The 24,271-nt window shown below is 74.3% G+C and carries 21 protein-coding genes and 1 riboswitch; of the genes, 17 read left to right on the top strand and 4 right to left on the bottom strand.

What is annotated here, in order from left to right:
• Positions 1-4: 4 nt before the first annotated feature.
• Complete coding sequence (locus FHX74_RS00075; RefSeq protein ID WP_182558081.1) at positions 5-1,258, bottom strand: glycoside hydrolase family 32 protein; 1,254 nt, start codon at positions 1,256-1,258, stop codon at positions 5-7.
• Between the two features lie 84 nt (positions 1,259-1,342).
• Between FHX74_RS00075 and purD the strand changes: the two genes are divergently transcribed.
• Entirely contained in the window at positions 1,343-2,629 is a 1,287-nt protein-coding gene (gene purD, locus FHX74_RS00080; RefSeq protein ID WP_182558868.1) for a phosphoribosylamine--glycine ligase, read from the top strand.
• The gene (gene purB / locus FHX74_RS00085; RefSeq protein WP_328823536.1) at positions 2,626-4,074 is read left to right on the top strand and encodes an adenylosuccinate lyase; all 1,449 of its coding nucleotides are present in this window, start codon (positions 2,626-2,628) and stop codon (positions 4,072-4,074) included. The genes purD and purB overlap by 4 nt, the downstream gene beginning before the upstream one ends.
• An 89-nt stretch (positions 4,075-4,163) precedes the next feature.
• Here purB and FHX74_RS00090 read toward each other — a convergent pair whose 3' ends face one another.
• Complete coding sequence (locus FHX74_RS00090) at positions 4,164-5,693, bottom strand: M81 family metallopeptidase (RefSeq protein WP_182558082.1); 1,530 nt, start codon at positions 5,691-5,693, stop codon at positions 4,164-4,166.
• Between the two features lie 97 nt (positions 5,694-5,790).
• Here FHX74_RS00090 and FHX74_RS00095 point away from each other — a divergent pair, with 97 nt between their 5' ends.
• From FHX74_RS00095 to FHX74_RS00115, 5 genes are all read left to right on the top strand, one after another.
• Positions 5,791-6,732 (top strand): hypothetical protein, encoded by a 942-nt coding sequence (locus tag FHX74_RS00095; protein ID WP_182558083.1) that lies wholly within the window; start codon positions 5,791-5,793, stop codon positions 6,730-6,732.
• The gene (locus FHX74_RS00100; RefSeq protein WP_182558084.1) at positions 6,729-7,106 is read left to right on the top strand and encodes a GntR family transcriptional regulator; all 378 of its coding nucleotides are present in this window, start codon (positions 6,729-6,731) and stop codon (positions 7,104-7,106) included. The genes FHX74_RS00095 and FHX74_RS00100 overlap by 4 nt, the downstream gene beginning before the upstream one ends.
• Positions 7,107-7,223: 117 nt before the next feature.
• Entirely contained in the window at positions 7,224-7,997 is a 774-nt protein-coding gene (locus FHX74_RS00105; protein ID WP_182558085.1) for an ABC transporter permease, read from the top strand.
• Positions 7,990-8,838, top strand: coding sequence for an ABC transporter permease (locus FHX74_RS00110; protein ID WP_328823537.1), 849 nt, complete (start codon positions 7,990-7,992; stop codon positions 8,836-8,838). The genes FHX74_RS00105 and FHX74_RS00110 overlap by 8 nt, the downstream gene beginning before the upstream one ends.
• Positions 8,839-8,888: 50 nt before the next feature.
• Positions 8,889-9,839 (top strand): ABC transporter ATP-binding protein, encoded by a 951-nt coding sequence (locus FHX74_RS00115; protein ID WP_328823538.1) that lies wholly within the window; start codon positions 8,889-8,891, stop codon positions 9,837-9,839.
• Positions 9,840-9,935: 96 nt separating this feature from the next.
• Here FHX74_RS00115 and FHX74_RS00120 read toward each other — a convergent pair whose 3' ends face one another.
• Positions 9,936-10,115, bottom strand: coding sequence for a PspC domain-containing protein (locus FHX74_RS00120; RefSeq protein ID WP_182558087.1), 180 nt, complete (start codon positions 10,113-10,115; stop codon positions 9,936-9,938).
• A gap of 171 nt (positions 10,116-10,286) precedes the next feature.
• Here FHX74_RS00120 and FHX74_RS00125 point away from each other — a divergent pair, with 171 nt between their 5' ends.
• The 10 genes from FHX74_RS00125 (at position 10,287) to FHX74_RS00170 (ending at position 23,403) form a co-directional block, all read left to right on the top strand.
• Positions 10,287-11,219 (top strand): phosphoribosylaminoimidazolesuccinocarboxamide synthase, encoded by a 933-nt coding sequence (locus FHX74_RS00125; protein ID WP_182558088.1) that lies wholly within the window; start codon positions 10,287-10,289, stop codon positions 11,217-11,219.
• A gap of 67 nt (positions 11,220-11,286) precedes the next feature.
• On the top strand, positions 11,287-11,562 hold the full coding sequence (purS, locus tag FHX74_RS00130; RefSeq protein ID WP_182558089.1) for a phosphoribosylformylglycinamidine synthase subunit PurS: 276 nt from the start codon (positions 11,287-11,289) through the stop codon (positions 11,560-11,562).
• On the top strand, positions 11,559-12,242 hold the full coding sequence (purQ, locus tag FHX74_RS00135; RefSeq protein WP_182558090.1) for a phosphoribosylformylglycinamidine synthase subunit PurQ: 684 nt from the start codon (positions 11,559-11,561) through the stop codon (positions 12,240-12,242). Before purS ends, purQ begins: the two co-directional genes overlap by 4 nt.
• Before the next feature lie 14 nt (positions 12,243-12,256).
• Positions 12,257-14,398 (top strand): hypothetical protein, encoded by a 2,142-nt coding sequence (locus FHX74_RS00140; protein ID WP_182558091.1) that lies wholly within the window; start codon positions 12,257-12,259, stop codon positions 14,396-14,398.
• 29 nt (positions 14,399-14,427) lie between these two features.
• Positions 14,428-16,689, top strand: coding sequence for a phosphoribosylformylglycinamidine synthase subunit PurL (gene purL, locus FHX74_RS00145; protein ID WP_182558092.1), 2,262 nt, complete (start codon positions 14,428-14,430; stop codon positions 16,687-16,689).
• 83 nt (positions 16,690-16,772) lie between these two features.
• A riboswitch (TPP riboswitch) is annotated at positions 16,773-16,892 on the top strand.
• 52 nt (positions 16,893-16,944) lie between these two features.
• On the top strand, positions 16,945-17,571 hold the full coding sequence (locus FHX74_RS00150; RefSeq protein WP_328823539.1) for an ECF transporter S component: 627 nt from the start codon (positions 16,945-16,947) through the stop codon (positions 17,569-17,571).
• Between the two features lie 47 nt (positions 17,572-17,618).
• The gene (locus FHX74_RS00155; protein ID WP_182558093.1) at positions 17,619-19,829 is read left to right on the top strand and encodes an ATP-binding cassette domain-containing protein; all 2,211 of its coding nucleotides are present in this window, start codon (positions 17,619-17,621) and stop codon (positions 19,827-19,829) included.
• A 92-nt stretch (positions 19,830-19,921) separates the two neighbouring features.
• A complete protein-coding gene (locus FHX74_RS00160; RefSeq protein ID WP_182558094.1) occupies positions 19,922-20,860 on the top strand; it encodes a type IV toxin-antitoxin system AbiEi family antitoxin domain-containing protein in 939 nt (312 codons plus the stop codon).
• Between the two features lie 96 nt (positions 20,861-20,956).
• Positions 20,957-22,306, top strand: coding sequence for a dipeptidase (locus tag FHX74_RS00165; RefSeq protein WP_182558095.1), 1,350 nt, complete (start codon positions 20,957-20,959; stop codon positions 22,304-22,306).
• Between the two features lie 146 nt (positions 22,307-22,452).
• Entirely contained in the window at positions 22,453-23,403 is a 951-nt protein-coding gene (locus tag FHX74_RS00170) for a hypothetical protein (RefSeq protein ID WP_182558096.1), read from the top strand.
• 3 nt (positions 23,404-23,406) lie between these two features.
• On the opposite strand, the gene FHX74_RS00175 is transcribed toward FHX74_RS00170, so the two are convergent.
• On the bottom strand, positions 23,407-24,270 hold the full coding sequence (locus FHX74_RS00175; protein ID WP_182558097.1) for a carbohydrate ABC transporter permease: 864 nt from the start codon (positions 24,268-24,270) through the stop codon (positions 23,407-23,409).
• Position 24,271: the final 1 nt, after the last annotated feature.

Below are 24,271 nucleotides of genomic sequence, written 5' to 3' on the forward strand. Positions count from 1 at the left end.
GGCGTCAGGGGAGCCCGAGCACCCAGCCGGTGGCCGGCCCGCTGACCACCCAGACCGAGTCCTCGGCCGGGTAGGCCCGGGTGGTCCGGCTGCCGGTGGGTCCGAAGATCTCGATCATGCTGCCGTCCACCAGCACCCGGAGCGGGCCCGGGCCGGCCCCGCCCGGTTCGAGCACCGGCTGGTCACGGTCGCCGGTCCGCAGGCTCAGCCCGAGCAGGCCGTCGGCCTCCAGCTCGAACGCCGGGACGTCGATCGGCGCCCCGGCGTCGAGCGGCTCGCGACGCAGCGCGGTCAGCTCGCGGGCGGGCCGGTCGACCAGCGCACCCTCGGTGATCACCAGCTCGCGGGGGAAGGTCAGCGAGCCCGCCCATCCGGCCGCGGCGACCTGGTCGGCGGACCGGTCGAGCTCCCAGCTCCAGCCCCACAGCAGCACCCGGTCGGGCTGCACCAGGACCTGCGGGGCGTAGAACGCCGGTCCGCTGTCCAGCGTCCCGCCGCTCTCGGCCACGAACCGCGGCGCACCGGTGTCCGGGTCGGGGCGCAGGTCGCCGAGCAGATACCGGACGCCGGCCAGGGTGCCCTCGCCGGGACGCTCGGCCCGCCACAGCGAGAGCAGCAGCACCCAGCGCCCGTCGAGCGGGAACAGGTTCGGGCACTCCCAGATGTCGGCCGCGGCGACGGTGGCGGCCACCGGGTCGGTGTCGTCGAGCAGCGTCCCCGCCGGGAGCCAGTGCTCGAGGTCGCTGGCGTCGTGCACCAGCAGCCGGGGCCGGGCGCCCGGCTCGGGACGCCCCGCGCCCTGGACGACGTAGCGCCGGCCCCCGAACGCGAAGGCGAACGGGTCGCGGACCTCGGCGACCTCCGGGTCGTCCGGCCGGGCGACCACCGGCGGTCCCTGGACCCAGGTCCGCAGCTCGGCGTCGCCGCGGGCCAGCGTGGCCCAGGCGTCGGAGGCGTGCTCGCGGACCGCGGTGTAGAGCGCGGTCGGCGTCCCGTCGTCGTCGACCACGCAGCCCGACCAGCACCCGGCGGCGTCCACCTCGCCGGGCCGGGGCCGCAGCGCCACCGGCTCCTCACGCCAGTGCAGCAGGTCGGTCGAGCTGACGTGGCCCCAGGTGATCGACCCGTGGGTCGGGGCGTCCGGGTTGTGCTGGAAGAAGACGTGCCAGCGGTCACCGAACCGGCACAACCCGTTGGGGTCGTTGAGCCAGCCGGACGCGGGGCGGCCGTGCAGGGCGGGGAACGTCGGGTCGCTCACCGGGCCATCCTGCCCGTCCGGCGCCGCTCGGGCGGAGCCGGTGGCCGGCCCGGCTCGCTAGGCTGAGCGACCGTGACCGACCGGCTGACCGTCCTGGTGATCGGGAACGGCGGGCGCGAGCACGCGCTCGCCCTCGCCCTGGCCCGCGACCCGTCGGTGGCCGCGCTGCACTGTGCACCGGGCAACCCCGGCACCGCCGCGGTGGCCGTCAACCACTCGGTCGACGCGCTGTCCGGGGCGGCGGTGGCGGCGCTGGCCGTCGAGCTGGGCGCCGACCTGGTGGTGGTCGGGCCCGAGGCCCCGCTGGTCGCCGGCGTCGCCGACGCGGTCCGCGGGGCCGGCATCGCCTGTTTCGGCCCGTCGCGCGCGGCCGCCCGGATCGAGGGCAGCAAGGCGTTCGCCAAGGAGGTCATGGCCGCCGCCGGGGTACCGACCGCCGACGCGCGCCGGTGCACCACCACCGAGGAGGCGGCCGCGGCGCTCGACGCGTTCGGCCCGCCGTACGTGATCAAGGACGACGGGCTGGCCGCCGGCAAGGGCGTGCTGGTCACCACCGACCGCGACGCCGCGCTGGCCCACGCCGCCGGCTGCGACGTGGTGGTGATCGAGCAGTACCTCGACGGGCCCGAGGTGAGCTTGTTCGCGGTCAGCGACGGCAGCCGGGTGCTGCCGATGCAGCCCGCGCAGGACTTCAAACGCGCCCACGACGACGACGCCGGGCCCAACACCGGCGGGATGGGGGCCTACACGCCGCTGCCCTGGGCCCCCGACGGTCTGGTCGAGGAGGTGCTGGCCACCGTCCTGCAGCCGACCGTCGACGAGCTGGCCCGGCGCGGGACGCCGTTCGTCGGGCTGCTCTACGCCGGCCTCGCGCTGACCGCAGCCGGGGTGCGGGTGGTCGAGTTCAACGCCCGGTTCGGCGATCCCGAGACCCAGGTGCTGCTGCCGCTGCTCCGGACCCCGCTCGGCGTGCTGCTGCACGCCGCCGCCCGGGGTGCGTTGGGAGAGGTGGGGAGCCGGCTCGACTGGGCCGACGGGGCCGCGGTCGGCGTGGTGGTGGCCAGCCAGGGCTACCCGGCCGCGCCGGTCACCGGCGCGGTGATCACCGGGACCGAGGACGTCCCGGCGGGCGTCGAGGTGGTGCACGCCGGCACCGCCCGTGACGCCGACGGCCGGCTGGTCAGCACGGGCGGCCGGGTGCTCACCGTGGTCGGCACCGGCGCCGACCTCGCGGCGGCCCGCGAGGCCGCCTACGCCGGGGTGGACGTCGTCCGGCTCGACGGCGCCTTCCACCGCACCGACATCGCCCGCGCCGCGGCCGAGACGCAGCGCGCTCGTCCTGCCGACCTGCTGAAGGGAACCCGACCGTGAACGCCCGCTCCACCGTGGTCGCCAACGTGCTGGCCCAGCGCTACGCCTCCGCTGCGATGCGCGAGCTCTGGTCGGCCGAGCACAAGATCGTCCTCGAGCGCCGGCTGTGGCTGGCCGTGCTCGCCGCCCAGCGCGACCTCGGCGTCGACTTCGGCGGAGACGACCCGGACGCGGTGATCGCCTCCTACGCCGCGGTGGTCGACCGTGTCGACCTGGCCTCGATCGCCGCCCGCGAGCGGGTCACCCGGCACGACGTCAAGGCGCGGATCGAGGAGTTCAACGCCCTCGCGGGCTACGAGCACGTGCACAAGGGGATGACCAGCCGCGACCTGACCGAGAACGTCGAGCAGCTCCAGATCGTCTCCGGGCTCAAGATCATCCGCGACCGGCTGGTCACCACGGTCGTCGAGCTGGCCCGGCTGGCCACCGAGTACGCCGAGCGCCCGATGGCCGGCCGCAGCCACAACGTGGCCGCGCAGATCACCACGCTCGGCAAGCGGTTCGCCACCGCCGCCGACGAGGCGCTGATCGCGCTCGAGCGGATCGTCCAGCTGGTCGACCGCTACCCGTTGCGCGGGATCAAGGGACCGGTAGGCACCAGTCAGGACATGCTCGACCTGCTCGGCGGCGACACCGGCAAGCTCGCGCTGCTCGAGCAGCGGATCGCCGAGCACCTCGGCTTCGCCAAGACCTTCACCTCGACCGGGCAGGTCTACCCGCGCTCGCTCGACTTCGACGCGGTGAGCGCGCTCGCCCAGGCCGCGGCGGCGCCGTCCAACGTGGCCACCAGCATCCGGCTGATGGCCGGGCACGAGCTGGTCACCGAGGGGTTCCGGCCCGGCCAGGTCGGCTCGTCGGCGATGCCGCACAAGATGAACACCCGGTCCTGCGAGCGGGTGAACGGGCTGGCGGTGATCGTCCGGGGCAACCTGGCCATGATCGGCGAACTGGCCGGCGACCAGTGGAACGAGGGCGACGTGTCCGACTCGGTGGTCCGCCGGGTCGCGCTGCCCGACGCCTTCTTCGCGCTCGACGGGCTGTTCGAGACGTTCCTCACCGTGCTCGGCGACTTCGGCGCCTTCCCGGCGGTGATCGAGACCGAGCTGCGCCGCTACCTGCCGTTCCTCACCACCACCAAGATCCTGATGGCCGCGGTCCGGCACGGAGTCGGCCGGGAGACCGCGCACGAGGTGATCAAGGAGCACGCGGTGGCCGTCGCGCTCGGGATGCGCGAGACCGGACGGGCCGACAACGACCTGCTCGACCGGCTGGCCGCCGACGACCGGCTCGGGCTGACCCGGGCCGACCTCGACGCCGCGCTGGCCGAGCCGCTCTCGCTGGCCGGCAACGCCGTGGCCCAGGTCGCCGACCTCGCCGAGCGGGCCGAGGAGCTCGCCTCGCTCTACCCCGACGCGGCCGCCTACAGCCCCGCCGACATCCTCTGAACCCCGTCCGGCCGGCGCTGGTAGCACAACGGGGGTGATCCGCACCGACGTCGGTGCGGATCACCCCCGTTGTGTGGTGGACCGGTGGGTCAGCCGGGCTGCCCGACCGGCTGGTCGGCCATCGGGACGATCCGGGCGTGCAGGTCGGGGTCGGTGAACCCGGTGTCGAAGGGGAACATCGGCCGGCTGATCCGGGTGTGGCCGAGCCGGAGCAGGTCCTGGTCGACGCTGCCCGGGGTGAGCGCCATCATCCAGTCGGCGGCGATCGCGTAGAGCTCGGGCTCGAGATAGCCGATCTTGACGATCACCAGGTCGGCGTGCGGGGCGTCCAGGCCGTTGCGCTCGAAGTCTGCCATCCGGTGGTAGGGCTTGCGGTTGCGGGTGATGATCACCTGGAGCCTGCCCACCGCGAGCACCACCTCGACCTCCGCGTCCGGATCGCCCTCGGCGATGTGCGCGACCCGACCGGTGACCTCGACCGGTCCCCGCGGTCCCGGATCCACGATGCCGCCGACCGGGACGGTCACCTCGGCGCCGACGCCGGCGGCGACGCACGCGTCGGTCGCCTGCCGGTCGTGCACCGAGGCGAAGATCGTGGTGACGTCGCCGTCGGTCAGCCGCGGGTCGGCGATCAGCTCGCCCAGGGTCCAGCTGACGTCGCCGGTGCCGCCCGCCGTCGGGTTGTCGCCGCTGTCGGAGATCAGGTAGGGCCGGGCGTCGCTGGCCAGCGCGATGTCCAGCACCTCGGCGAGCGACCCGGTGGGCGCGACGAACTGGAACTCGTCGCGGGCGTCCCAGACCGCACGGGCCAGTTGCTCGGCCTCGCGGGTGATCAGCTCCTGGTCGTCGCCGGTGACCATCACCACGCAGCAGTTGCGCGGCTCGTCGCCCCAGGCGTAGCCGATCCAGATCGCCGCGTCGAGGACCCCGTCGAGCGCCTCGATCCGGGGCACCCGGGCGTACAGCGAGGTGGCCGGCTCGAGCCGGGTGCTGGTCTTCTCGCCGGGCAGCAGGATCGGCACCGGGACCCACGCCTTGAGGGGTCGACGCTGCTCGGGCGGCAGCGCGAGCCGGTCGATCAGGTTGCGGACCGCGCGCTCCTTGGTCTCGAGTGCGTCCTCGTGCGGGGCCATCCGATAACAGGTCAGCAGGTCGAGCGCGTGCGCCAGCCGCCACGAGACGTTGCCGTGCAGGTCCATCCCGGTGCTCATGATCACGTCCGGCCCGACGACCTCGCGGACGGCCACGGCGAGGTCGCCCTCGGCGTCGTCCATCCCGACCACGTTCATCGCGCCGTGGATGTCGAAGACCAGTCCGTCGAGCGGCGTCTCGGCCACCGCCGCCCGGAGCCCGTCGAGGATCTCGGCCTTGAGGCTGGCGTAGTCCGCGGCCGGCACCGGGGCGCCGGGGATCGAGCGCCCGGTGAGCACCGGCACCCAGTCGGCGGCGTCGGCGAGCGCGCCGCCGGCGCCCCAGAACGGGCGCTGGTCGAGCACCTCGGCGCCGCGGCGCGGGTGGAAGTCGGCGATGGTGGTCGCCCCGGGGTTGAAGGTGGAGGCCTCCAGCGAGAGGCCGCAGATGGCGATGCGCGGCCGGTCGGCCGGTGCGGTCGAGGTCATGCCCCATGATCACAATCCCGGTCACGGACGCTTGTGCCGGCTGGTTGACACAAACTCCACAGCCCGTCATGCTGCTTGTACCAACCGGTTGCAACAAGTGGAGGTCGCTGTGCTCGGCCCGGTCCCCTTCCTCGTCCTCGGGGTGCTGCTCGCCGCGGTGCTCGTGCTCGTCGCGATCCGGTTCTGGAGCGCGGTCCGGCCGGTCCCGGCGGGCGCCGAGCCGCCCGGGCTCACCCGGCTCCGGCGGGTCGCGGTGCTGGCTCGGGTGCTCGGGCTGTTCGCCGGTCTCGCCACCCCGTTCCTGCTGGCCGGCGTCGGTCGGCTCGGCCTGGGTCTGGCGCTGGCTCCGACGGTGGTGGCCGCGGTGCTGGTGACCGCCGGGCTGGTCGCCGAGCTGCTCAGCTGGCGGGACGCCCGCGGCGGTTCGGCCGCGCTCGAGGTCCGCCGGGTCCGCGACTACCTGCCGCGCGCGACCACCGGCGCGACGGTCGCCGGCCTGGTGGTGCTGGTCGCCGTCGGGGTCTGGACGACCGTGGTGGCCGCGCCGGACGACCTCGGACGCCCGGGGCGGTCGTACGGCTACACCTGTCGGTACGGCAGCGGCTGCGACAGCGGCTCGTTCGGCCCGTTCCCGGGCTCGTTCTACACGGTCCCGCTGCTGGTCGGACTGGTCGCGCTGCTCGTCCTCGCCGGGCTCGCCGTCGTGGTCGCGGTCCGGCGCCCGCGCGACGGTGCCGACTCCGCGGTCCGTCGGGTCGACGAGCAGGTGCGGCGGTCCGCGGTCTCCACCGCCGTGGCCGCGGTGCTCCTCGCGGTGTCCGGCAGCCTCACCGGGATCGGCCTGACCGCCGGCCGCGGGCTGCTGGTGCACGCCGACGTGCTGTCCGGCGGTCTGCGGGTGGCCGGCGTGCTGATCACCGGGGCCGGCCTCGCCGGGCTGGGGCTGCTGGTCTGGGCCGTCGCGGCGCTGGTGGTCCCGCTGGTGACGCCGGCTCCGGCGGCCGCGAGCCCGGTGCCGTCCGCGGCGCCCGAGCGGTGACCGCGGCACTCCGGGTCGACCCGGACGACCCCACCCCGCCGTACGAGCAGCTGCGGCGCCAGTGCGTGGCGTTGATCGGCTCCGGCGCGCTCGCCGAGGGCACCCGGCTGCCGCCGATCCGGCAGTTGGCCGGCGACCTCGGCGTGGCCGCCGGGACGGTCGCCCGCACCTACCGCGAGCTCGAGCAGCTCGGGCTGGTGGTCAGCCGCCGCGGCGGCGGGACGGTGGTCCGGGCGCCTGCCGCCACCCTCGCGCCCGCCGACCGCCGTCAGCAGGTCGAGCGGGCGCTCCGCGACGCGGTGCGGGCGGCGCGGCTGCTCGGGGCCGACGACCACGAGATCACCGGGGCGCTGCACCGGGCGCTGCAGGGATGATCATCGACGGGCGCCGCCCGCCGACACGCCGGGCGGGTACGGCGGCACGCGCACCCGGTTGACCCGGGCTCCGGGCCGACCTAGCGTCGGGTGACTGTGCGCCGGTACCTGCTCCTGATGTCCGCGGAGTTCCGCCGGCAGAGCACCTACCGGCTGGCGCTGGTCGCCGGGATCTTCACCAACACCGTCTTCGGTTTCCTGCGGATCAGTGCGCTGTTCGCCGCGGTCCGCGGGGGCGGCGGGTCGATCGGCGGGTACGACCTCGCCCAGGCGGCCAGCTACGTCTGGCTCGGCCAGGCCTTCATGGCCCCGGTCTACATGTTCCTCTGGCAGGACGTCGCCGTCCGGGTCCGCAGCGGCGAGATCGTCAGCGACCTCGCGCGCCCCATCGACCTGCAGGCCTCCTACTGGGCCCGCGACCTCGGCCGGGCCGGGCTCCAGTTCCTCACCCGCGGCGTCCCGATCCTGGCGCTCGGTGGCCTGCTGGTCGGGCTGAGCCTGCCGACCAGCCCGTGGTCCTATCCGCTCGGGCTGCTCAGCCTGCTGCTCGGGATCTCGATCAGCTTCGTCTGCCGGTTCGGGATGAACCTGATCGCCTTCTGGACCGTCGACGCCCGCGGTTTCCTGATCCTCTACGGCTTCGTGATGAACGTGCTCAGCGGCTTCTACCTGCCGGTGGCGATCTTCCCCGACTGGCTGCAGGTGGTCGCCCACGCGTCCCCGTTCCCGGCGATGTTCCAGAGCCCGATCGACGTGGTCTCGGGCCGGGTCGTCGACCTGGCCGCGCTCCGAACGGTGGGGATCCAGCTGGCCTGGCTGACCGGGCTGCTGGTGCTGACCCGAGTGGTCTTCGTCCGGGGCCGGCGGCGGCTGGAGGTGCAGGGTGGCTGACCCGACCGCGCGGGTGATCACCCGCGAGGCCGCCCCGGAGCTCAGCGGCTGGACCGCGTTCCGGCTGCTGATCGCGTCCCGGGTGCGCGCGCAGCTGACCTACCGGGCGAACTTCGTGATCAACTTCGCCGGCGCCTTCGTGCTCGGGCTGGTCGAGTTCAGCGAGATCTACATCCTGCTGCACAACACCCCGCTGCTCGGCGGGCTGGACCTGCTGCAGGCCGCGCTGGTCTTCGCGCTGGCCAACGTCGGCTTCGCGCTCGCCGACCTGGTGGTCGGTCAGGTCGACGCGATCCCGCAGCACGTCCGGATGGGCACCCTGGAGTCGTTCCTGACCCGGCCGATGCCGTTGCTGCTCCAGCTGGTCACCGCCGACTTCCAGCTCCGCCGGCTCGGGCGGGCGGTCTTCGCGCTGCTGGTGCTCGTCGTGGTGCTGGTGCTGCTCCGTCCCGAGCCCACCGCGGCGACGGTCTACCTGCTGATCGCCACCCCGCTGTGGGGCGCGACGATCTACGCCGGGTTGTTCGTGCTGGCCGGGGGCATCCAGTTCTTCATCATCGAGGGCACCGAGTTCACCAACGCCTTCGTCTACGGCGCCGGGTACGCCGGGCAGCTCCCGGGCAGCGTGCTGATCGCACCGCTGCGAGTGGCCTTCACCTTCGTCTTCCCGGCCACCGTCACCGCCTACCTGCCGGCGCTGGTGATCCTCGGGTTGCCGGGGCCCGGGTTCCTGCCGCAGTGGCTCGGCTGGTGCGGTCCGCTGTTCGCGCTGACCACCGGGCTGCTCGCCGCGCTCGGCTGGCGGTTGGGTGTCCGTCACTACACCGGAGCCGGAGGATGATCATGAACCCAGCAAGCACGGACCCAGCGAGTACGGACCCCGGTGCGCCGGTGATCGAGCTGGACGGGTTGCGCCGCGAGTTCGTCGTCCGCTCCGGCCGCGGGCTGCGACGCAGCCGTCGGGTGGTGGCCGCGGTGGACGGGATCACCGCCACCGTCCGGGCCGGTGAGTCGGTCGGCTACATCGGCGCCAACGGGGCCGGCAAGTCGACCACGATCAAGATGCTGACCGGGATCCTGGTCCCGACGTCCGGCCGGGTGCGCACCTGCGGCTTCGAACCGGTGCCGCAACGGACCCAGCTGGCCCGCCGGATCGGCGTGGTGTTCGGCCAGCGCAGCCAGCTCTGGTGGGACCTGCCGCTGCGCGACAGTTTCGACATCCTGGCCGCCATCCACCGGATCCCGGCCGACCGGGCCCGGCCGCGGATCGACCAGCTGGTCGAGGGCCTCGAGCTGGGAGCGCTGCTGGCCACCCCGGTGCGTCAGCTGTCGCTCGGCGAGCGGATGCGCGGCGAGGTCGCCGCCGCGCTGGTGCACCGGCCCGCGCTGCTGGTCCTCGACGAGCCGACGATCGGGCTGGACATGATCAGCAAGGAACGGCTGCGGCAGTTCCTGGTCGCCGAGCGGGCCGAGCAGGGCACCACGCTGCTGCTGACCACCCACGACATGAGCGACATCGAGCGGCTCTGCGACCGGGTGCTGGTGGTCGACCACGGCCGGATCGCCTACGACGGGAGCCTGGAGGGGCTGGGGGAGCGGGTCGCGATGGAGCGGGTGCTGGTCGTCGACCTCGCCGAGCCACGACCGCCGTTGGAGCTGAGCAGCGCCCGGCACGAGCGGAGCGAGCTCGACGGGGCCCGGCAGCGGTTCGCCTTCGCCCCGGACCGGACCACCGCGGCCCAGGTGCTGGCCGAGATCGCCGGCCAGGCGGAGATCCGCGACCTGCGGATCACCGAGCCGGCCATCGAGGACATCGTCCGGACCCTCTACACCGGCCGCTGACGGCCGACGCCCCGGTCGGGTGGGTCGCACCCGACGGGACGGGCACGACCGCGCCGCCGGGGCGTCGGGTCGATCAGGGTTCGGCGCGCGGCCGGGTCACTCCTGCGGGATCAGGATCCAGCCGAGGATGTAGATCAGGAACTGCGGACCGGGCAGCAGGCAGCTCACCACGAAGATCAACCGCACGATGTTCGGCGCGATGCCGAACCGCCGTCCGAGAGCTGAACAGACGCCGGCGATCCAGCGGTCGCTGCGCGGGCGGACGAGGGTGCTCATGAAGGTCCTTTCCGGATCGGGAGCCGACGCGGTCGGTCGGCCACCCCTCCACTGTGACGGAGCCGAGGGGCGCAGGGAAGGTCTCGCGGCCGCATCCCGGGTCGGCTCAGGGCCCTGCCAGGGCGGCTCCCGAGCCGACTCCCGACGGCCGGTCAGGGCTAGGCTCGGAGGGTGCCGACCGACTCCGCGCAGTACGCCGACGCGCTCGGGCTCCCGCTGTTGCACCGCGGCAAGGTCCGCGAGCTCTACGCGCTCCCCGAGGCCGACCACGGGCCCGGGGGCGGCCCCGGACGGGTGCTGATGGTGGCCACCGACAACATCTCGGCGTTCGACCACGTGCTCACCCCGCAGATCCCGGACAAGGGCGCGATCCTCACCGGGCTGTCGCTGTGGTGGTTCGACCAGCTGGCCGACCTGGTCGAGAACCACGTGCTCAGCACCGACGTGCCGGAGGTCGTGGCCGGCCGGGCGCTGGTCTGCGAGCGGCTGGAGATGGTCCAGCTCGAGTGCGTGGCCCGCGGCTACCTCACCGGGTCGGGCTGGCTCGAGTACCAGCGGGCCGGCACGGTCTGCGGCGTACCGCTGCCGCCCGGGCTGACCGACGGCTCGCGGCTCGAGGTGCCGATCTTCACCCCGGCCACCAAGGCGCCGCTCGGCGAGCACGACGAGAACATCGACTTCGACACCGCGGCCGGGATCGTCGGCGCCGACCTGGCCGTGCGGGTCCGCGACCTGACCCTGGCCGTCTACCGCCGGGCCGAGGAGCTGGCCCGGGCGCGCGGGATCATCCTGGCCGACACCAAGCTCGAGTTCGGTGTCCGTTCCGACGGCACCCTGGTGCTCGCCGACGAGGTGCTCACCCCGGACAGCTCCCGGTTCTGGGACGCCGACGCCTGGACGCCCGGCAGCCGGCTGGCCTCCTTCGACAAGCAGTACGTCCGCGACTGGCTGGTGCACGAGTCCGGCTGGGACCGCGGCGCCGACACGCCGCCGCCGGCGCTGCCCGACACCGTCGTCGAGGCGACCCGGGCCCGCTACGCCGAGGCCTACCACCGGCTCACCGGGCGCACCTTCGACCGGGCGCTGGTCGGCGCCGGACGCTGAGTCCCCGCCACGGCTCACCCCGCGTTCGGCTGCCGGCCCACGCCGCGGGCGCCGTTAGGATCGGGCCATGGCGCGTGTGGTGGTCGACGTGATGCCCAAGCCCGAGATCCTCGACCCGCAGGGCAAGGCGGTCACCGGGGCGCTGCAGCGGCTCGGTTTCGCCGGGCTCGCGGTGCGGCAGGGCAAGCGGTTCGAGATCGAGGTCGACGGCGAGGTGACCGACGAGCGGCTCGACGAGATCCGCCGGGCCGCCGAGACGCTGCTGGCCAACACCGTGATCGAGACCTTCGCCGTCTCGGTCGAGACCCAGGAGCAGGCGGCGGCCCAGGGGCAGCCGGCGTGAGCCCGAAGATCGGGGTCGTCACCTTCCCGGGCTCGCTCGACGACGTCGACGCGCTGCGCGCGGTCCGGCTGAGCGGGGCCGAGCCGGTCGCGCTCTGGCACGGCAGCGACAGCCTCGACGGTGTCGACGCGATCATCCTGCCCGGCGGCTTCTCCTACGGCGACTACCTCCGGTGCGGGGCGATCTCGCGGTTCGCGCCGATCATGACCTCGGTGGTCGAGGCGGCCGGCCGCGGCGTCCCGGTGCTGGGCATCTGCAACGGCTTCCAGATCCTCTGCGAGGCCCACCTGCTCCCCGGCGCACTGATCGGCAACGACAGCCGGACGTTCGTCTGCCGCGACCAGCGGCTCCGGGTCGAGACCAACGACACCACCTGGACCTCGGCGTTCACTCGCGGCCAGGAGATCACCATCGTGCTCAAGAACGGCGAGGGCCACTACGTCGCCGACGAGCAGACCCTGGACCGGCTCGAGGCGGAGGATCGGGTGGTGTTCCGCTATCTCGACCGGAACCCGAACGGCTCCTACCGCGACATCGCCGGGATCTGCAACGAGCGGGGCAACGTCGTCGGGCTGATGCCGCACCCCGAGCACAACGTCGACCCGCTGACCGGGCCGAGCACCGACGGGCTGGCCTTCTTCACCAGTGCGATCCAGCACCTGCACGCGCTGGCCGGCTGAGCCGGCCGGCGCCGGTGGCCGCTGACGTGGCCCGCCGGCGCTGGCCGCTCGGCCGCTGGACCACGGTGCTGGTGCTCGCGCTCGGCGCCGTCTTCGTGCTGCTCCGGGTCGCCGTCCCCACCGACGACCCGCCGACACCGACGACCATCTACACCTCGCAGGTGGTGGTCGTCGGCGTGGAGGGGATGACCGGCCTCGACGCCGCCGACCGCGCCGTGGTCACCGCCCACGCGGGCGACGTGCAGGCTGGGACCATCGCCACCCGCGGCCGCTACCGGGGGGCGTGCGCCGCCGCCGGGTGGACGACGCTCGGCGCGGGCCGCCGGGCCGCGGTCGCCTCGCTCTGCGACCCCCGGGTGGTCGACGGCCAGATCGCCGACTGGCCCGCCCGGGTGGCCGCGGCCGAGGCCCGGTTCGGGGACGTCCGGATGGGCACCCTGGCCGGTTCGGCGTCGGGGTGCGTCGCCGCGGTCGGTCCCGGTGCCGCGCTGGCCGCCGCCCGTCCGGACGGCTCGGTGCCCGACTACCGGACGCTGGCGCAGTTCAGCGCCGACGGGCAGCGGCTGACCTGCCCGCTCACCCTGGTCGACGCCGGCCCGCAGGGGGCGACGTCGGACCGGCTGGTCCGCGCCCTCGCCGCCCGCAGCGGGGTGACCACGATCGTCACCGGGATCGGGCCGGTGGACCCGGCCGACCGCGAGGAGCTCGGCGTCATCTACCGGCTCGGCACCACGCTCCCGGGGGTGCTGACCTCGGACAGCACCCGACGGGAGGGCGTCGTCGACCTCACCGACCTGACCGCGACGCTGGCCGTGTTCGCCGGGCGGACCGGGCCGGGCGGCGCCGACGCCGCCGTCCCCGACGGCGTCGACGGTTCGCCGCTGCAGGTGGACGAGCAGCCGATGAGCCCGGCGGTGGTCGACACCCTGGTGCACCGGTTCGACGCGCTGTCGTACGCGGTGATCACCGGCTACCTGGCCAACGGGGCGATCGGCGCGCTGATCCTGGCCGCGATCGTCGTCGCGGCGGTCCGCCGGGTCTGGCGGCTGGTCCGGGTCGGCGGGGCGATCGCCTGCGTCTGGACCGCCGGGATGATGCTGCCCGGGGCGTTCCCCTGGTACGACGCCGCCCACCCCGCCCTCGTGCTCACCGTCGCCTCGCTCGGCTGGACGCTCGCGCTGGCCGCCGCCTCGCTCGCGCTGGCCCGCTGGACCCGCTGGCCGGTCGCGGTGGCCGGAGCGGCGCTCACCGTGGCCGCGTTCACCGTCGAGGCGGCGCTCGGCGGGCCGATGGAGCCGGGGTCGATGCTCAACTCCCGCCCGGTCTACGGCGGCCGCTGGTACGGCTTCGGCAACGTGACCTTCGCCGCCTACGCCGTCCCCGCGCTGGTGCTGGCCGGCTATCTGGCGCACCGGTTCCTGCACCACCACCGTCCGCACCGGGCGGCCGCGGTGGTCGCGGTGGCGCTGGTCGGGGCGCTGCAGATCGTCTGCGAGGGCTGGCCGACCATGGGCACCGACTTCGGCGGCGTGATCGCGATGACCCCGGTCGTGCTCTGGCTCGCCCTGGTGGTCTCCGGGCTTCGGGTCACCTGGCGCAAGCTGCTGCTGATCGCGGTCGCCGCGGTGGTGGCGATCACCGCGATCTCGGTGCTCGACTGGCTCCGCGGGCCCGGGAAGCGCAGCCACCTGGGCAACTTCGTCCAGCGGGTGATCGACGGCGACGCCAGCTCGGTGGTGATCCGCAAGGCGGTCACCTCGGTGCAGACCATGATCAGCCCGCTCGGCATCGGCTCGCTGCTGATCGGCGCGGCCCTGTGGGTGATCATCTTCCGGGTGCTGCTGCCCCGGATCCCCGCCGACCGGTACGGCACCCTGCGGCCGACCATGATCGCGGTGCTCGGCGTGGCGGTGCTCGGCACGGTGCTCAACGACGGCGGGATCAGCGTCTGGCTGGTCGGGACGGCGGCTGCGGTCGCGGCCGCCTTCGGGCTCGCCTTCGACGAGCTCGCGGGCGTCCCGCTGCCGGCCGGCAACCCCGAGCGGAGCCGCGCCGCCCGGTCCGGATCGCCGGTCCACCGGACCGCGCCCGACCCGCTGCACCGGCACGACCGGCAGCCTCGGCGGGGCCGTTCGGGTCGCGGTCGCGACCGCTGAGCGGCGGCCCGCTCCGGTAGCGTGACCGCGTGGCCGACACCGTGCAGCACGCCGCCGAGACCCCCGACCAGGAGCAGCCCTGGGCCGAGCTGGGGCTCCGCGGCGAGGAGTACCACCGGATCCGCGAGATCCTCGGCCGTCGTCCCACCTCGGCCGAGCTGGCCATGTACTCGGTGATGTGGTCCGAGCACTGCTCGTACAAGTCGTCCAAGGTGCACCTGCGCCGGTTCGGCGAGCTCAGCCAGGAGACCCCGGTCGGCAAGCTGCTCGCCGGGATCGGCGAGAACGCCGGGGTGATCGACATCGGCCAGGGCTACGCGGTCACCTTCAAGATCGAGTCGCACAACCACCCGAGCTACGTCGAGCCCTACCAGGGTGCGGCCACCGGGGTCGGCGGGATCGTCCGCGACATCCTGGCCATGGGCGCCCGCCCGGTCGGGGTGATGGACCCGCTCCGCTTCGGTCCGCTCGACGCCCCCGACACCGCCCGGGTGCTGCCCGGCGTGGTGGCCGGCGTCGGTGGCTACGGCAACTGCCTCGGGCTGCCCAACCTCGGCGGCGAGGTGGTCTTCGACCGCAGCTACGCCGGGAACCCGCTGGTCAACGCGCTGTGCGTCGGCGTGCTGCGGCACGAGGACCTGCACCTGGCCAAGGCGACCGGGGCCGGCAACAAGGTCATCCTCTACGGCGCGGCCACCGGCGGCGACGGGATCGGCGGTGCCTCGATCCTGGCCTCGGAGAGCTTCGACGCCACCAAGCCGAGCAAGCGTCCCAGCGTGCAGGTCGGCGACCCGTTCATGGAGAAGCTGCTGATCGAGTGCACCCTCGAGCTGTTCGCGGCCCGGGTGGTCACCGGCATCCAGGACTTCGGGGCCGCCGGGATCTCCTGCGCCACCAGCGAGCTGGCCGCGGCCGGTGACGGCGGCATGCACGTCGACCTCGACCTGGTGCCGCTCCGCGATCCCACCCTGGCGCCCGAGGAGATCCTCATGAGCGAGAGCCAGGAACGGATGATGGCCGTGGTCGAGCCCGGCGACGTCGACCGCTTCCTGGAGATCTGCCGCAAGTGGGACGTGCTGGCCACCGTGGTCGGCGAGGTCACCGGCGACGGCCGGCTGGTGATCGACTGGCACGGCGAGACCGTCGTCGACGTCGACCCGCGGACCGTCGCGCACGAGGGACCGGTCTACGAGCGTCCGTACGCCCGGCCCGGGTGGCAGGACGAGGTGCAGAGCCGGGGGACCGGCGGGCTGCGCCGTCCGACCGGCGGCGACGAGCTGCGCGACGAGGTGCTGCGGCTGGTCGCCTCGCCCAACCTGTGCGACAAGTCCTGGGTCACCGACCAGTACGACCGCTACGTCCGCGGCAACTCGGTGCTGGCCCAGCCCGAGGACGCGGGCATGATCAGGATCGACGAGGACACCCGGCTCGGGGTCGCGCTGGCCACCGACTGCAACGGGAAGTTCGCGCTGCTCGACCCCTATCTGGGGGCCCAGCTCGCGCTGGCCGAGGCCTACCGCAACGTGGCGGTCAGCGGCGCCCGTCCGGTCGCCGTCAGCGACTGCCTCAACTTCGGCTCGCCCGAGGACCCGGCGGTGATGTGGCAGTTCACCGAGGCCATCCGCGGGCTGGTCGACGGCTGCCGCGCGCTCGGCACCCCGGTGACCGGCGGCAACGTCAGCTTCTACAACCAGACCGGCACCACGGCGATCCTGCCCACCCCGGTGGTCGGGGTGCTCGGCGTGATCGACGACGTCACCAGCCGGACCCCGATGGGGTTCGCGGTGCCCGGCGACGCGGTGGTGCTGCTCGGGGAGACCCGCGACGAGCTCGACGGCTCGGCCTGGGCCTCGGTCATCCATGATCATCTCGGCGGGCGGCCGCCGTCGCTCGACCTCGACCACGAGCAGCGGCTGGCCGAGCTGCTGGTCGGCGCGGCGCGCACCGGGCTGCTCCGCAGCGCGCACGACCTGTCCGACGGCGGGCTGGCGCAGGCCCTGGCCGAGGCCTGCCTGCGGCACGACCTCGGGGTCGACGTGGTGCTCCGCGAGGGCGTCGACCCGTTCGTGCAGCTGTTCTCCGAGAGCACCGGCCGGGTGCTCGTCTCGCTGCCCGAGGACCGGGTCGACGAGCTCGAGCGGACGGCCGCCGCCCACCAGGTGCCGACGACCCGGCTCGGCCGGGTCGGCGAGCGCGGTGGCGCGTACGTGGTGAGCGGCAGCTTCTCCATCCCCCTCGACGAGCTGCGGGCGCGCTGGCAGGCGACGATCCCCGAGGCCCTCGGCGTCTGAGTCCCCGTCTGAGTCCCCGTGCTCCCGTGACTCCCGGGCGCGGGCCGGGCGGTTGGGTGGGGTGCGCCCCGGGGCTAGAGTGTGGCCGACGACAGGGGAGCGCCCCCGGTCCTTCGGGAGCAGGGCGCTGAGAGTGCGCGCAGGCGCAGACCCTCGAACCTGATCCGGTTCACACCGGCGTAGGGAGTCGGGATTCTCGAACCGGTCCGGGTGCGTCCCGGGCTGGTTCCCCTTCCACACCGAGGAAGGACGCTCGTGACCAGTACTCACACCACTCGCCCGGCCGCACCAACCCGCAGCCGGTTCCGCTGGCGGACGGTCGACCTGATCACCACCGCCATGATCGGGGTCGCCTTCGGGGTGATCTTCATCGGCTGGGGGCAGGTCTACAACCTCGTCGACCCGCTGACCAAGGCGCTGCCGCCGGTCTCCGGACTGCTCGGCGGCTTCTGGTGGCTGCCCGCGGTGGTCGCCGCCCTGGTCACCCGCCGTCCCGGCGCCGCGCTGCTCGCCGAGGTGGTGGCGGCCAGCGTCGAGCCGCTGCTCGGCGGTCAGTGGGGGCTGCTGACCCTCGGCTCCGGGCTGATCCAGGGCCTCGGGGTCGAGCTCGGTTTCCTGATCTTCGCCTACCGCCGGTGGGGCTGGCTGCCGGCCGCGCTCGGGGGGCTGCTGGCCGGGCTGCTCGAGACCCCGTTCGAGTGGGCGACCTACTACCCGTCCTGGTCGGCCGGGTGGGCCGGCCTGTACGCGATCACCATGGGTCTGTCGGGGATGGTGCTCGGCGGGCTGCTGGGCTGGGTGCTGACGAGGGCGCTGGCCGGCACCGGCGCGCTCGCCCCCTTCCCGGTCGGTCGCGAGCGGGCCGAGGCCCGACGACTCTGAACGAGGCCGCGCCGCCGGTCGTCCCGGTCGGTGCCGGTGCGCCCCTGGTGGCCGCCGGGCTCAGCTGGCGGCCGCACGGGCGGCGCGAGCCGACCCTGCGCGGGATCGACCTCCGGATCGAGCCGGGCGAGCGGGTGCTGCTGGCCGGGCCGAGCGGGGCCGGCAAGTCGACCCTGCTGCGGGCGCTGGCCGGGCTGCTCGACGACAGCCTCGGCGAGCAGACCGGCGAGGTCCGGCTCGGTGACGGCGCGCCCGCCGACCGGCCCGGCGCGGTCGGGCTGCTGCTCCAGGACCCGACCGCCGCCACCGTCGCCGAGTACGCCGGCCGCGACGTCGCGTTCGGCCCGGAGAACCGGGCCCGCCCGCGCCCCGAGGTGCTCGCCGGCGCGGCCCGGGCGCTCGACCGGGTCGGTTTCCCCTACCCGGCCGCCCACCGGGTCGACGCCCTCTCCGGCGGCGAGACCCAGCGGCTGGCCCTGGCCGGGGCGCTCGCTCTCGACCCGGCGTACCTGTTGCTCGACGAGCCGACGGCGATGCTCGATCCGGCGAGCGCGGCGGCGGTCCGCACTGCGGTCGCCCGGGGCGCCGACGAGCTCGGGCTCGGTCTGGTCGTGGTCGAGCACCGGCTCGACGGCTGGCTCGGGCTCTGCGACCGGCTGGTGGTGCTCGACGGCACGGGACGTCTGGTCGCCGACGGACCGGTCGCCGAGGTGCTCGCCACCCGGACACCGGCGCTGCTCGACGCAGGGCTCTGGCTGCCGGGCGCACCGGCCCCGGACGTCCCGGTGCTCAGGGTCGAGGACGACTCGCCGCCGGCGCGCGGAGCCGTCGGCGGGCTGGTGGCCGAGGACCTGACCGTCCGCGCGCCAACCCCGGAGGACCGTCGCGGCGTCGCCACCGGCCGGGTGGTCGTCGCGGGTCTCGATCTGGTCCCGGCACCGGGCGAGGTGGTCGCGCTGACCGGGCCGAGCGGGTCGGGCAAGACCACGCTGCTCCGCACCCTGACCGGGCTGCAGGCTCCGGCGTCCGGGCGGGTCGTGCTCGACCGTCCGGTCGGCTGGGTCCCGCAGCACGCCGAGCAGACGGTGACCCGGCGGACCGTCGAGGAGGAGGTGCTGGCCACCAGCACCGTGCTGCACGCCGACGACCCGGCGGCGCTGGCCGCCGCCCGGCGACGGGCGACGGCGGTGCTCGGGCGCCTCGGGCTGGCGCGGCTGGCCCGGGCCAACCCGTACGAGCTGTCCGGCGGCGAGCAGCGTCGGCTGGCGCTGGCCGCCGCGGTCGTCCACCGGCCGTCGGTGCTGGTGCTCGACGAACCGACCGTCGGTCAGGACCGGCAGACCTGGGCGGCGGTGCAGGCGGTCGTCGAGCTGGCCCGGTCCGAGGGCACCACGGTGCTGGTCAGCACCCACGACCCGCTGGTGGTGGACCGCGCCGACCGGGTGCTCCGGCTCGGGGAGCCGGCCGTGGCGACCCCCCTGACCAGCCGGCCCGACCACGTCCCGGGGCCGGTGGACGACCCGACCGACCCCCCGCTGTCCCGGTGCAACCCGTTGGCCGCCCTACTGGTCGGGGTCGGGGCGGCGATCGGGTCGTTCTTCGTCGTCGACTGGCGGGTCGGGCTGGCGGTGCTGCTGGTGAGCGCGGTGCTGTCACCGCTGGCCGTGCCCTACCGGCGGTCCGGGGTGCGCGGACTGGCCCGGCTGATCCCGGTCGTGCTGGCCGCGGCGTCGGTGGCCTGGTCGGCGCTGGTGTTCAGCCGGTTCGACGCCTTCTCGGCCGAGGCGTGGCGGCTGGCTGCCCGCGAGGCGACCCGGATCGGCTGTCTGGTGGTGCCGGGAGCGCTCGTGCTCGGCTGCCTGCGACCGAGCGCACTCGGCGACGCGCTGGCCCAGCGGCTGCACCTGCCGCACCGGGTGGTGGTGGCCGCGACCTCGTCGCTGCTCCGGCTCGACCGGCTGGCCGATGACTGGCGCCGCCTCGAGGAGATCCGCACCGTCCGCGGGCTGGCCCCGGGCCGCTCGCTGCCCGGGCGGGTCCGGCACGTCGCCTCGCTGACCGTCGCCCTGCTGGTCGGGATGCTGCGGACCGCCCAGCAGACCGCGCTCTCGATGGACGCCCGCGGGTTCGCCGCGGTCCACCGCCGGACGTTCGCGCTGCCGTCGCCCTGGCGTCGCCGCGACTGGCTGTGCGTCCTGGTCGGCGTCCTGCTGCTCGTGCTGCCGCCCGTGCTCTCCGAGCTCGCGTCGGGAATCTGACCGCGTCCACCCGGCCGGTTCCCCGACGCGCCGGGGTCGGGCCCTGTGGACGACGCCGACACGCCGAGGGCCGACCTCCCCGCGGTGCAGACATGCACCCACGCCAGATCCCGTCACCCGCCCTGCTCCGGCTCGCCGAGGCCCAGCCGTCCGCCCTCAGCCGCGAACAGGTCCTCGGCCTCGGTCTCAGCCGGCACGCCCTGGCCAGGCTCGTCGCGGAGGGACGCTGGTGCCGGCTCACCGAGGGGATCGTCAGCACCACGCCCCGACCGGAGTGGCTGACCCTGGCCTGGACCGGGCTGTTGGTCGCCGGCGACAGGGCCCGGCTCGGGGGCGCCGCGGCCGCGCACCTGATCGGGCTGGTCGACGCGGCCCCCGACGAGATCGTCGTGTGGAGCCCGGCCGACGCGCCCACCCGGCAACCGCCCCCGCCGTACCGCTGGCGGTTCCGGGTCGACCGGCACGGTGTGCGCGGCACCGGCGCGGCCGGCCACCCACCACGGATCCGGGCCACCGACGTCGTCCTCGACCTGGTCGAGGAGACGGGCGCCGACCGGCTGACCGACCTGGTGACCACGGCGGTCCAACGGCGGGTGGTCACCGCCGGCCAGCTCCGCCGTGCGGCCGGCCGCCGCTCGCTGCTGCGGCACCGGGCGCTGCTCGGCGACGTCCTCGACGACGTCGCGACCGGGACGCAGAGCCCGCTGGAGCGCCGGTTCCTCCGCGACGTCGAACGGGCGCACGGGCTGCCCGCCGGCCTGCGGCAGGTGCGGCGCGCCGGCACCGTGGCCGACGTCCTCTACGCCGCCTTCGGGCTGCTGGTCGAGCTCGACGGCCGGATCGGGCACGACGGCGCCGGTCGATTCCGGGACATGCGGCGCGACAACCGTGCGCTCCGCGACGGGCTGGTGACGCTCCGCTACGGCTGGTCCGACGTCACCGGACGGCCGTGCGCGGTGGCCGCCGAGGTCGGCTCGGTGCTCCACCGGCTCGGCTGGGACGGGACGCCGGACCGCTGTCCGCGCTGCTGATCCGGCAGACGACCGCTCGCGTCGGGGATCTGACCGCGACCACCCGGCCGGATCCCCGACACGCCCACGGACGGCGGCTCCGTAGGCTGTCAGCCCGTGACCAGTTCCACCGTGACCGAGGCCGTCGAGACCGTCCTGCCGGGGGTGGTGGCCGATCTGGAGCGGCTGGTGGCGATCCCGTCGGTCAGCGCCGACCCGGCCCGCGCCGACGACGTCCGCCGGTCCGCCGAGGCCGTCGCCGGGCTGCTCCGCGACACCGGCTGCCCGGACGTCCGGGTGGTCGCTGCCGAGGGCGGACAGCCCGCGGTGATCGCCCGGTACCCGGCCCCGGCAGGGATGCCGACGGTCTGTCTCTACGCCCACCACGACGTCCAGCCCACCGGCGACCGTGCGCTCTGGGGGAGCGATCCGTTCACCGCCGACCGTCGCGGCGACCGGCTGTTCGGGCGCGGGATCGCCGACGACAAGGGCGGGCTGGCCGTCCACCTGGCCGCACTGCGCGCCTTCGACGGGAAGCCGCCGGTCGGGGTGACCCTGTTCATCGAGGGCGAGGAGGAGATCGGCTCACCGACGCTGCGGACGCTGATCGACGAGCACCGCGACCTGCTGGCCGCCGACGTCTACGTGATCGCCGACTCGGGGAACTGGGAGGTCGGCACGCCGGCCTTCACCACCACGCTCCGCGGACTGGCCGAGGTGTACGTCGAGCTCCGCACCCTCGACCACGCGCTGCACTCCGGCCAGTACGGAGGGGTCGCCCCGGACGCGCTGACCGCGATGTGCCGGCTGCTGGCCTGCCTGCACGACGACCGGGGCAACGTCGCCGTCCCGGGTCTGCACGCCGAGCCGGGCCCCGACCTGGTCTACCCGCCGGAGCGGCTGGCCGCCGAGTCGGGCGTCCTCGACGGCGTCGACTACCTCGGCGAGGGCAGCGTGGTCGAGCGGCTCTGGACCAAGCCGGCGATCGCTGTGATCGCGCTCGACGCCACCCCGGTCGCGCAGGCCTCGAACACCCTGGTCGCCGCGGCCCGGGCCAAGATCAGCATCCGGCTCGCACCCGGCGACGACGCCACCCGGGCCACCGCCGCGGTGATCGACCACCTGCGGGCGCACGTGCCGTGGGGCGCGCAGCTCACCGCCACCCCGGGCGAGAACGGCGAGCCGTCGCGGATCCCCTTCGAGGGGCCGTACGCCGAGGCCGCCCGAGGCGCGTTCGCGCAGGCCTGGGGGGTCGAGCCGGTGTTCGTCGGCCAGGGCGGGTCGATCCCGATGGTCGCCGACTTCCAGCAGCGGTTCCCCGACGCGACGGTGCTGGTCACCGCGGTCTGCGACCCGGACAGCCGGATGCACGGCGCCGACGAGTCGTTGCACCTCGGCGACTTCGGCCGGGCCTGCCGGTCCGAGGCGCTCTTCCTCGCCGCCTGCGCGGAGGTCACGAACGGCTGACGGGTTCGCCCGATCGGCCGCGTCCTCGGTCAGCTGGGCCTGATCATCCGTCCGGGACCGGCGGATCCCCCTGCGGACTGACGCCACGGCAGCGGCGGGGTCCCTAGGCTGCCGACTCCGGACACCCGAGGAGACAGGGGGGCGACATGGTCGAGGGCACGAGCCCACCGGCGGTCGGGCGGTACGGACGCCGTCCGGCCAAGCAGGCCCCGGCGCTCCGGCTGGCCAGCTTCCTGACCGGGACGGTGCCGAAGCACCCCGACGCCGTCGACCACGGCGCCAGGATGAAGAACTGGAAGATGCTCGGCAACGACGCCGCCGGCGACTGCGCGGCGGTCTGCTGGGCCAACGAGCGCCGGGCGGTCAGCACCGCGCTGGGTAAGGCCGGCTATCCCACCCAGGCGATGGTCTGGAAGGTCTACCGGTCGCAGAACCCGGGCTTCCGGCCCGGCAACGGACCGCACGGCTACGGCTCCGACGACGACCAGGGCATGGTCATGCAGACCCTGGCCGAGTACCTGCACAAGACTGGTGGCGCCGACGGGGTGAAGTCGGTCGCCTTCGCCCAGGTCGACATCACCCAGCGCGAGGAGCTCGAGGCCGCGGTGGCGATCTTCGGTGGCGTCTCCTGGGGCGTCACCGTCACCCAGGCCAACGAGGACGCCTTCACCGCGGGCAAGCCGTGGGACTGGAAGCCGAAGTCGCCGGTGGTCGGCCGGCACGCCGTCTACGGGCTCGGGTACACCGCCGCCGACGACGAGCGCTTCATCACCTGGGCCACCCCGACCCGCTTCACCGAGCGGTTCCGCCAGCACCAGGTCGACGAGGCCTGGGTCACCATCTGGCCCGAACACCTCGGCAGCAAGTCCTTCCAGGCCGGGGTCGACCTCGCCGCGCTCACGAAGGCCTACAAGACCCTGACCGGAAAGGACCTCGTGATCCCGCCCAAGCCCAAGCCACCCGCGAAGCCCGACGCCGCCGACCAGGCGCTGTGGAAGACCACCGCCTCCTGGCGGAAGGCGCCGCACACCGACCCGACCGTGGTGAAGATGATCAAGGCCCTGGGTGACTGGGGCAAGGCCAAGGGACTGAAGTGAGCCTCAGCCCTTGACCGCACCCGAGGTCAGGCCCTTGACGTAGAAGCGCTGCAGCGCGACGTAGAGGATGACGCACGGGATCATCGCCACCACGGCGCCGGCGGCCAGCAGGCCGAAGTCGACCTGGCCGTAGGTGCCCTGCTGCAGGTTGGCCAGCGTGACCGGCAGGGTGTACTTGTCCGGGTCGGTGATGAAGGTCAGGGCGCCGAGGAACTCGGTCCACGAGACCAGGAACGCGTACAGCGCGGTGGTCGCGACGCCGGGCAGCACCAGTGGCCAGAGCACCGAGAACAGCGTCTGCATGGTGCCCGCCCCGTCGACGTGCCCGGAGTCCTCGAGCTCCTTCGGGATCGCCGCGAAGCTGTTGCGCATCACGAAGATCCCGAACGGCAGGTTGACCGTGGTGTAGAAGAGCACCAGCCCGAGCAGGCTGTCGGTCAGCCGGAACGCGTTGAGCTCCAGGTAGAGCGGGGTGAGGATCGCCTGGAAGGGCACCATCATGGTCAGCACGATCAGCCCGAACAGCGCGTTGCTCATCCGGAACCGGAACTTGGCGAACCCGTAGCCGGCGAACAGCGCGACCGCTGCGGTCAGCACCGCCGTGCCGAGCGAGACCACCAGGCTGTTGAGCACCGAGCGGCCGAGCGCCGGGTTCCCCAGCAGGCCGGAGAAGTTGGCCAGGCTCAGGTCGAAGAACGTCTTCGCGTCAGGCGCGGCGGTGATCACCGTGTTCGGCTGCAGCGAGCGCAGCAGGGCGAAGACCAGCGGGACGGCGAAGACCAGGACGGCGATCAGCCCGCCCGCCACGTAGAGGACCTGCTTGGTCCGGGTGTCGCGCTCGATCCCGGTGAAGCTGGTGGCGCTCATC

Origin of the sequence: Microlunatus kandeliicorticis, from assembly GCF_014137855.1 — a bacterium.
Lineage (GTDB): Bacteria > Actinomycetota > Actinomycetes > Propionibacteriales > Propionibacteriaceae > Microlunatus > Microlunatus kandeliicorticis.

Excerpts from the sequence above, each read along its gene's own strand:
- FHX74_RS00170 (WP_182558096.1), top strand. The coding sequence starts at position 22,453 with ATGGTCGAGGGCACGAGCCCACCGGCGGTCGGGCGGTACGGACGCCGT.
- FHX74_RS00120 (WP_182558087.1), bottom strand. The coding sequence starts at position 10,115 with ATGAGCACCCTCGTCCGCCCGCGCAGCGACCGCTGGATCGCCGGCGTC.
- FHX74_RS00090 (WP_182558082.1), bottom strand. The coding sequence starts at position 5,693 with ATGACCTCGACCGCACCGGCCGACCGGCCGCGCATCGCCATCTGCGGC.
- FHX74_RS00105 (WP_182558085.1), top strand. The coding sequence starts at position 7,224 with ATGTCCGCGGAGTTCCGCCGGCAGAGCACCTACCGGCTGGCGCTGGTC.
- FHX74_RS00160 (WP_182558094.1), top strand. The coding sequence starts at position 19,922 with ATGCACCCACGCCAGATCCCGTCACCCGCCCTGCTCCGGCTCGCCGAG.
- FHX74_RS00175 (WP_182558097.1), bottom strand. The coding sequence starts at position 24,270 with ATGAGCGCCACCAGCTTCACCGGGATCGAGCGCGACACCCGGACCAAG.
- purS (WP_182558089.1), top strand. The coding sequence starts at position 11,287 with ATGGCGCGTGTGGTGGTCGACGTGATGCCCAAGCCCGAGATCCTCGAC.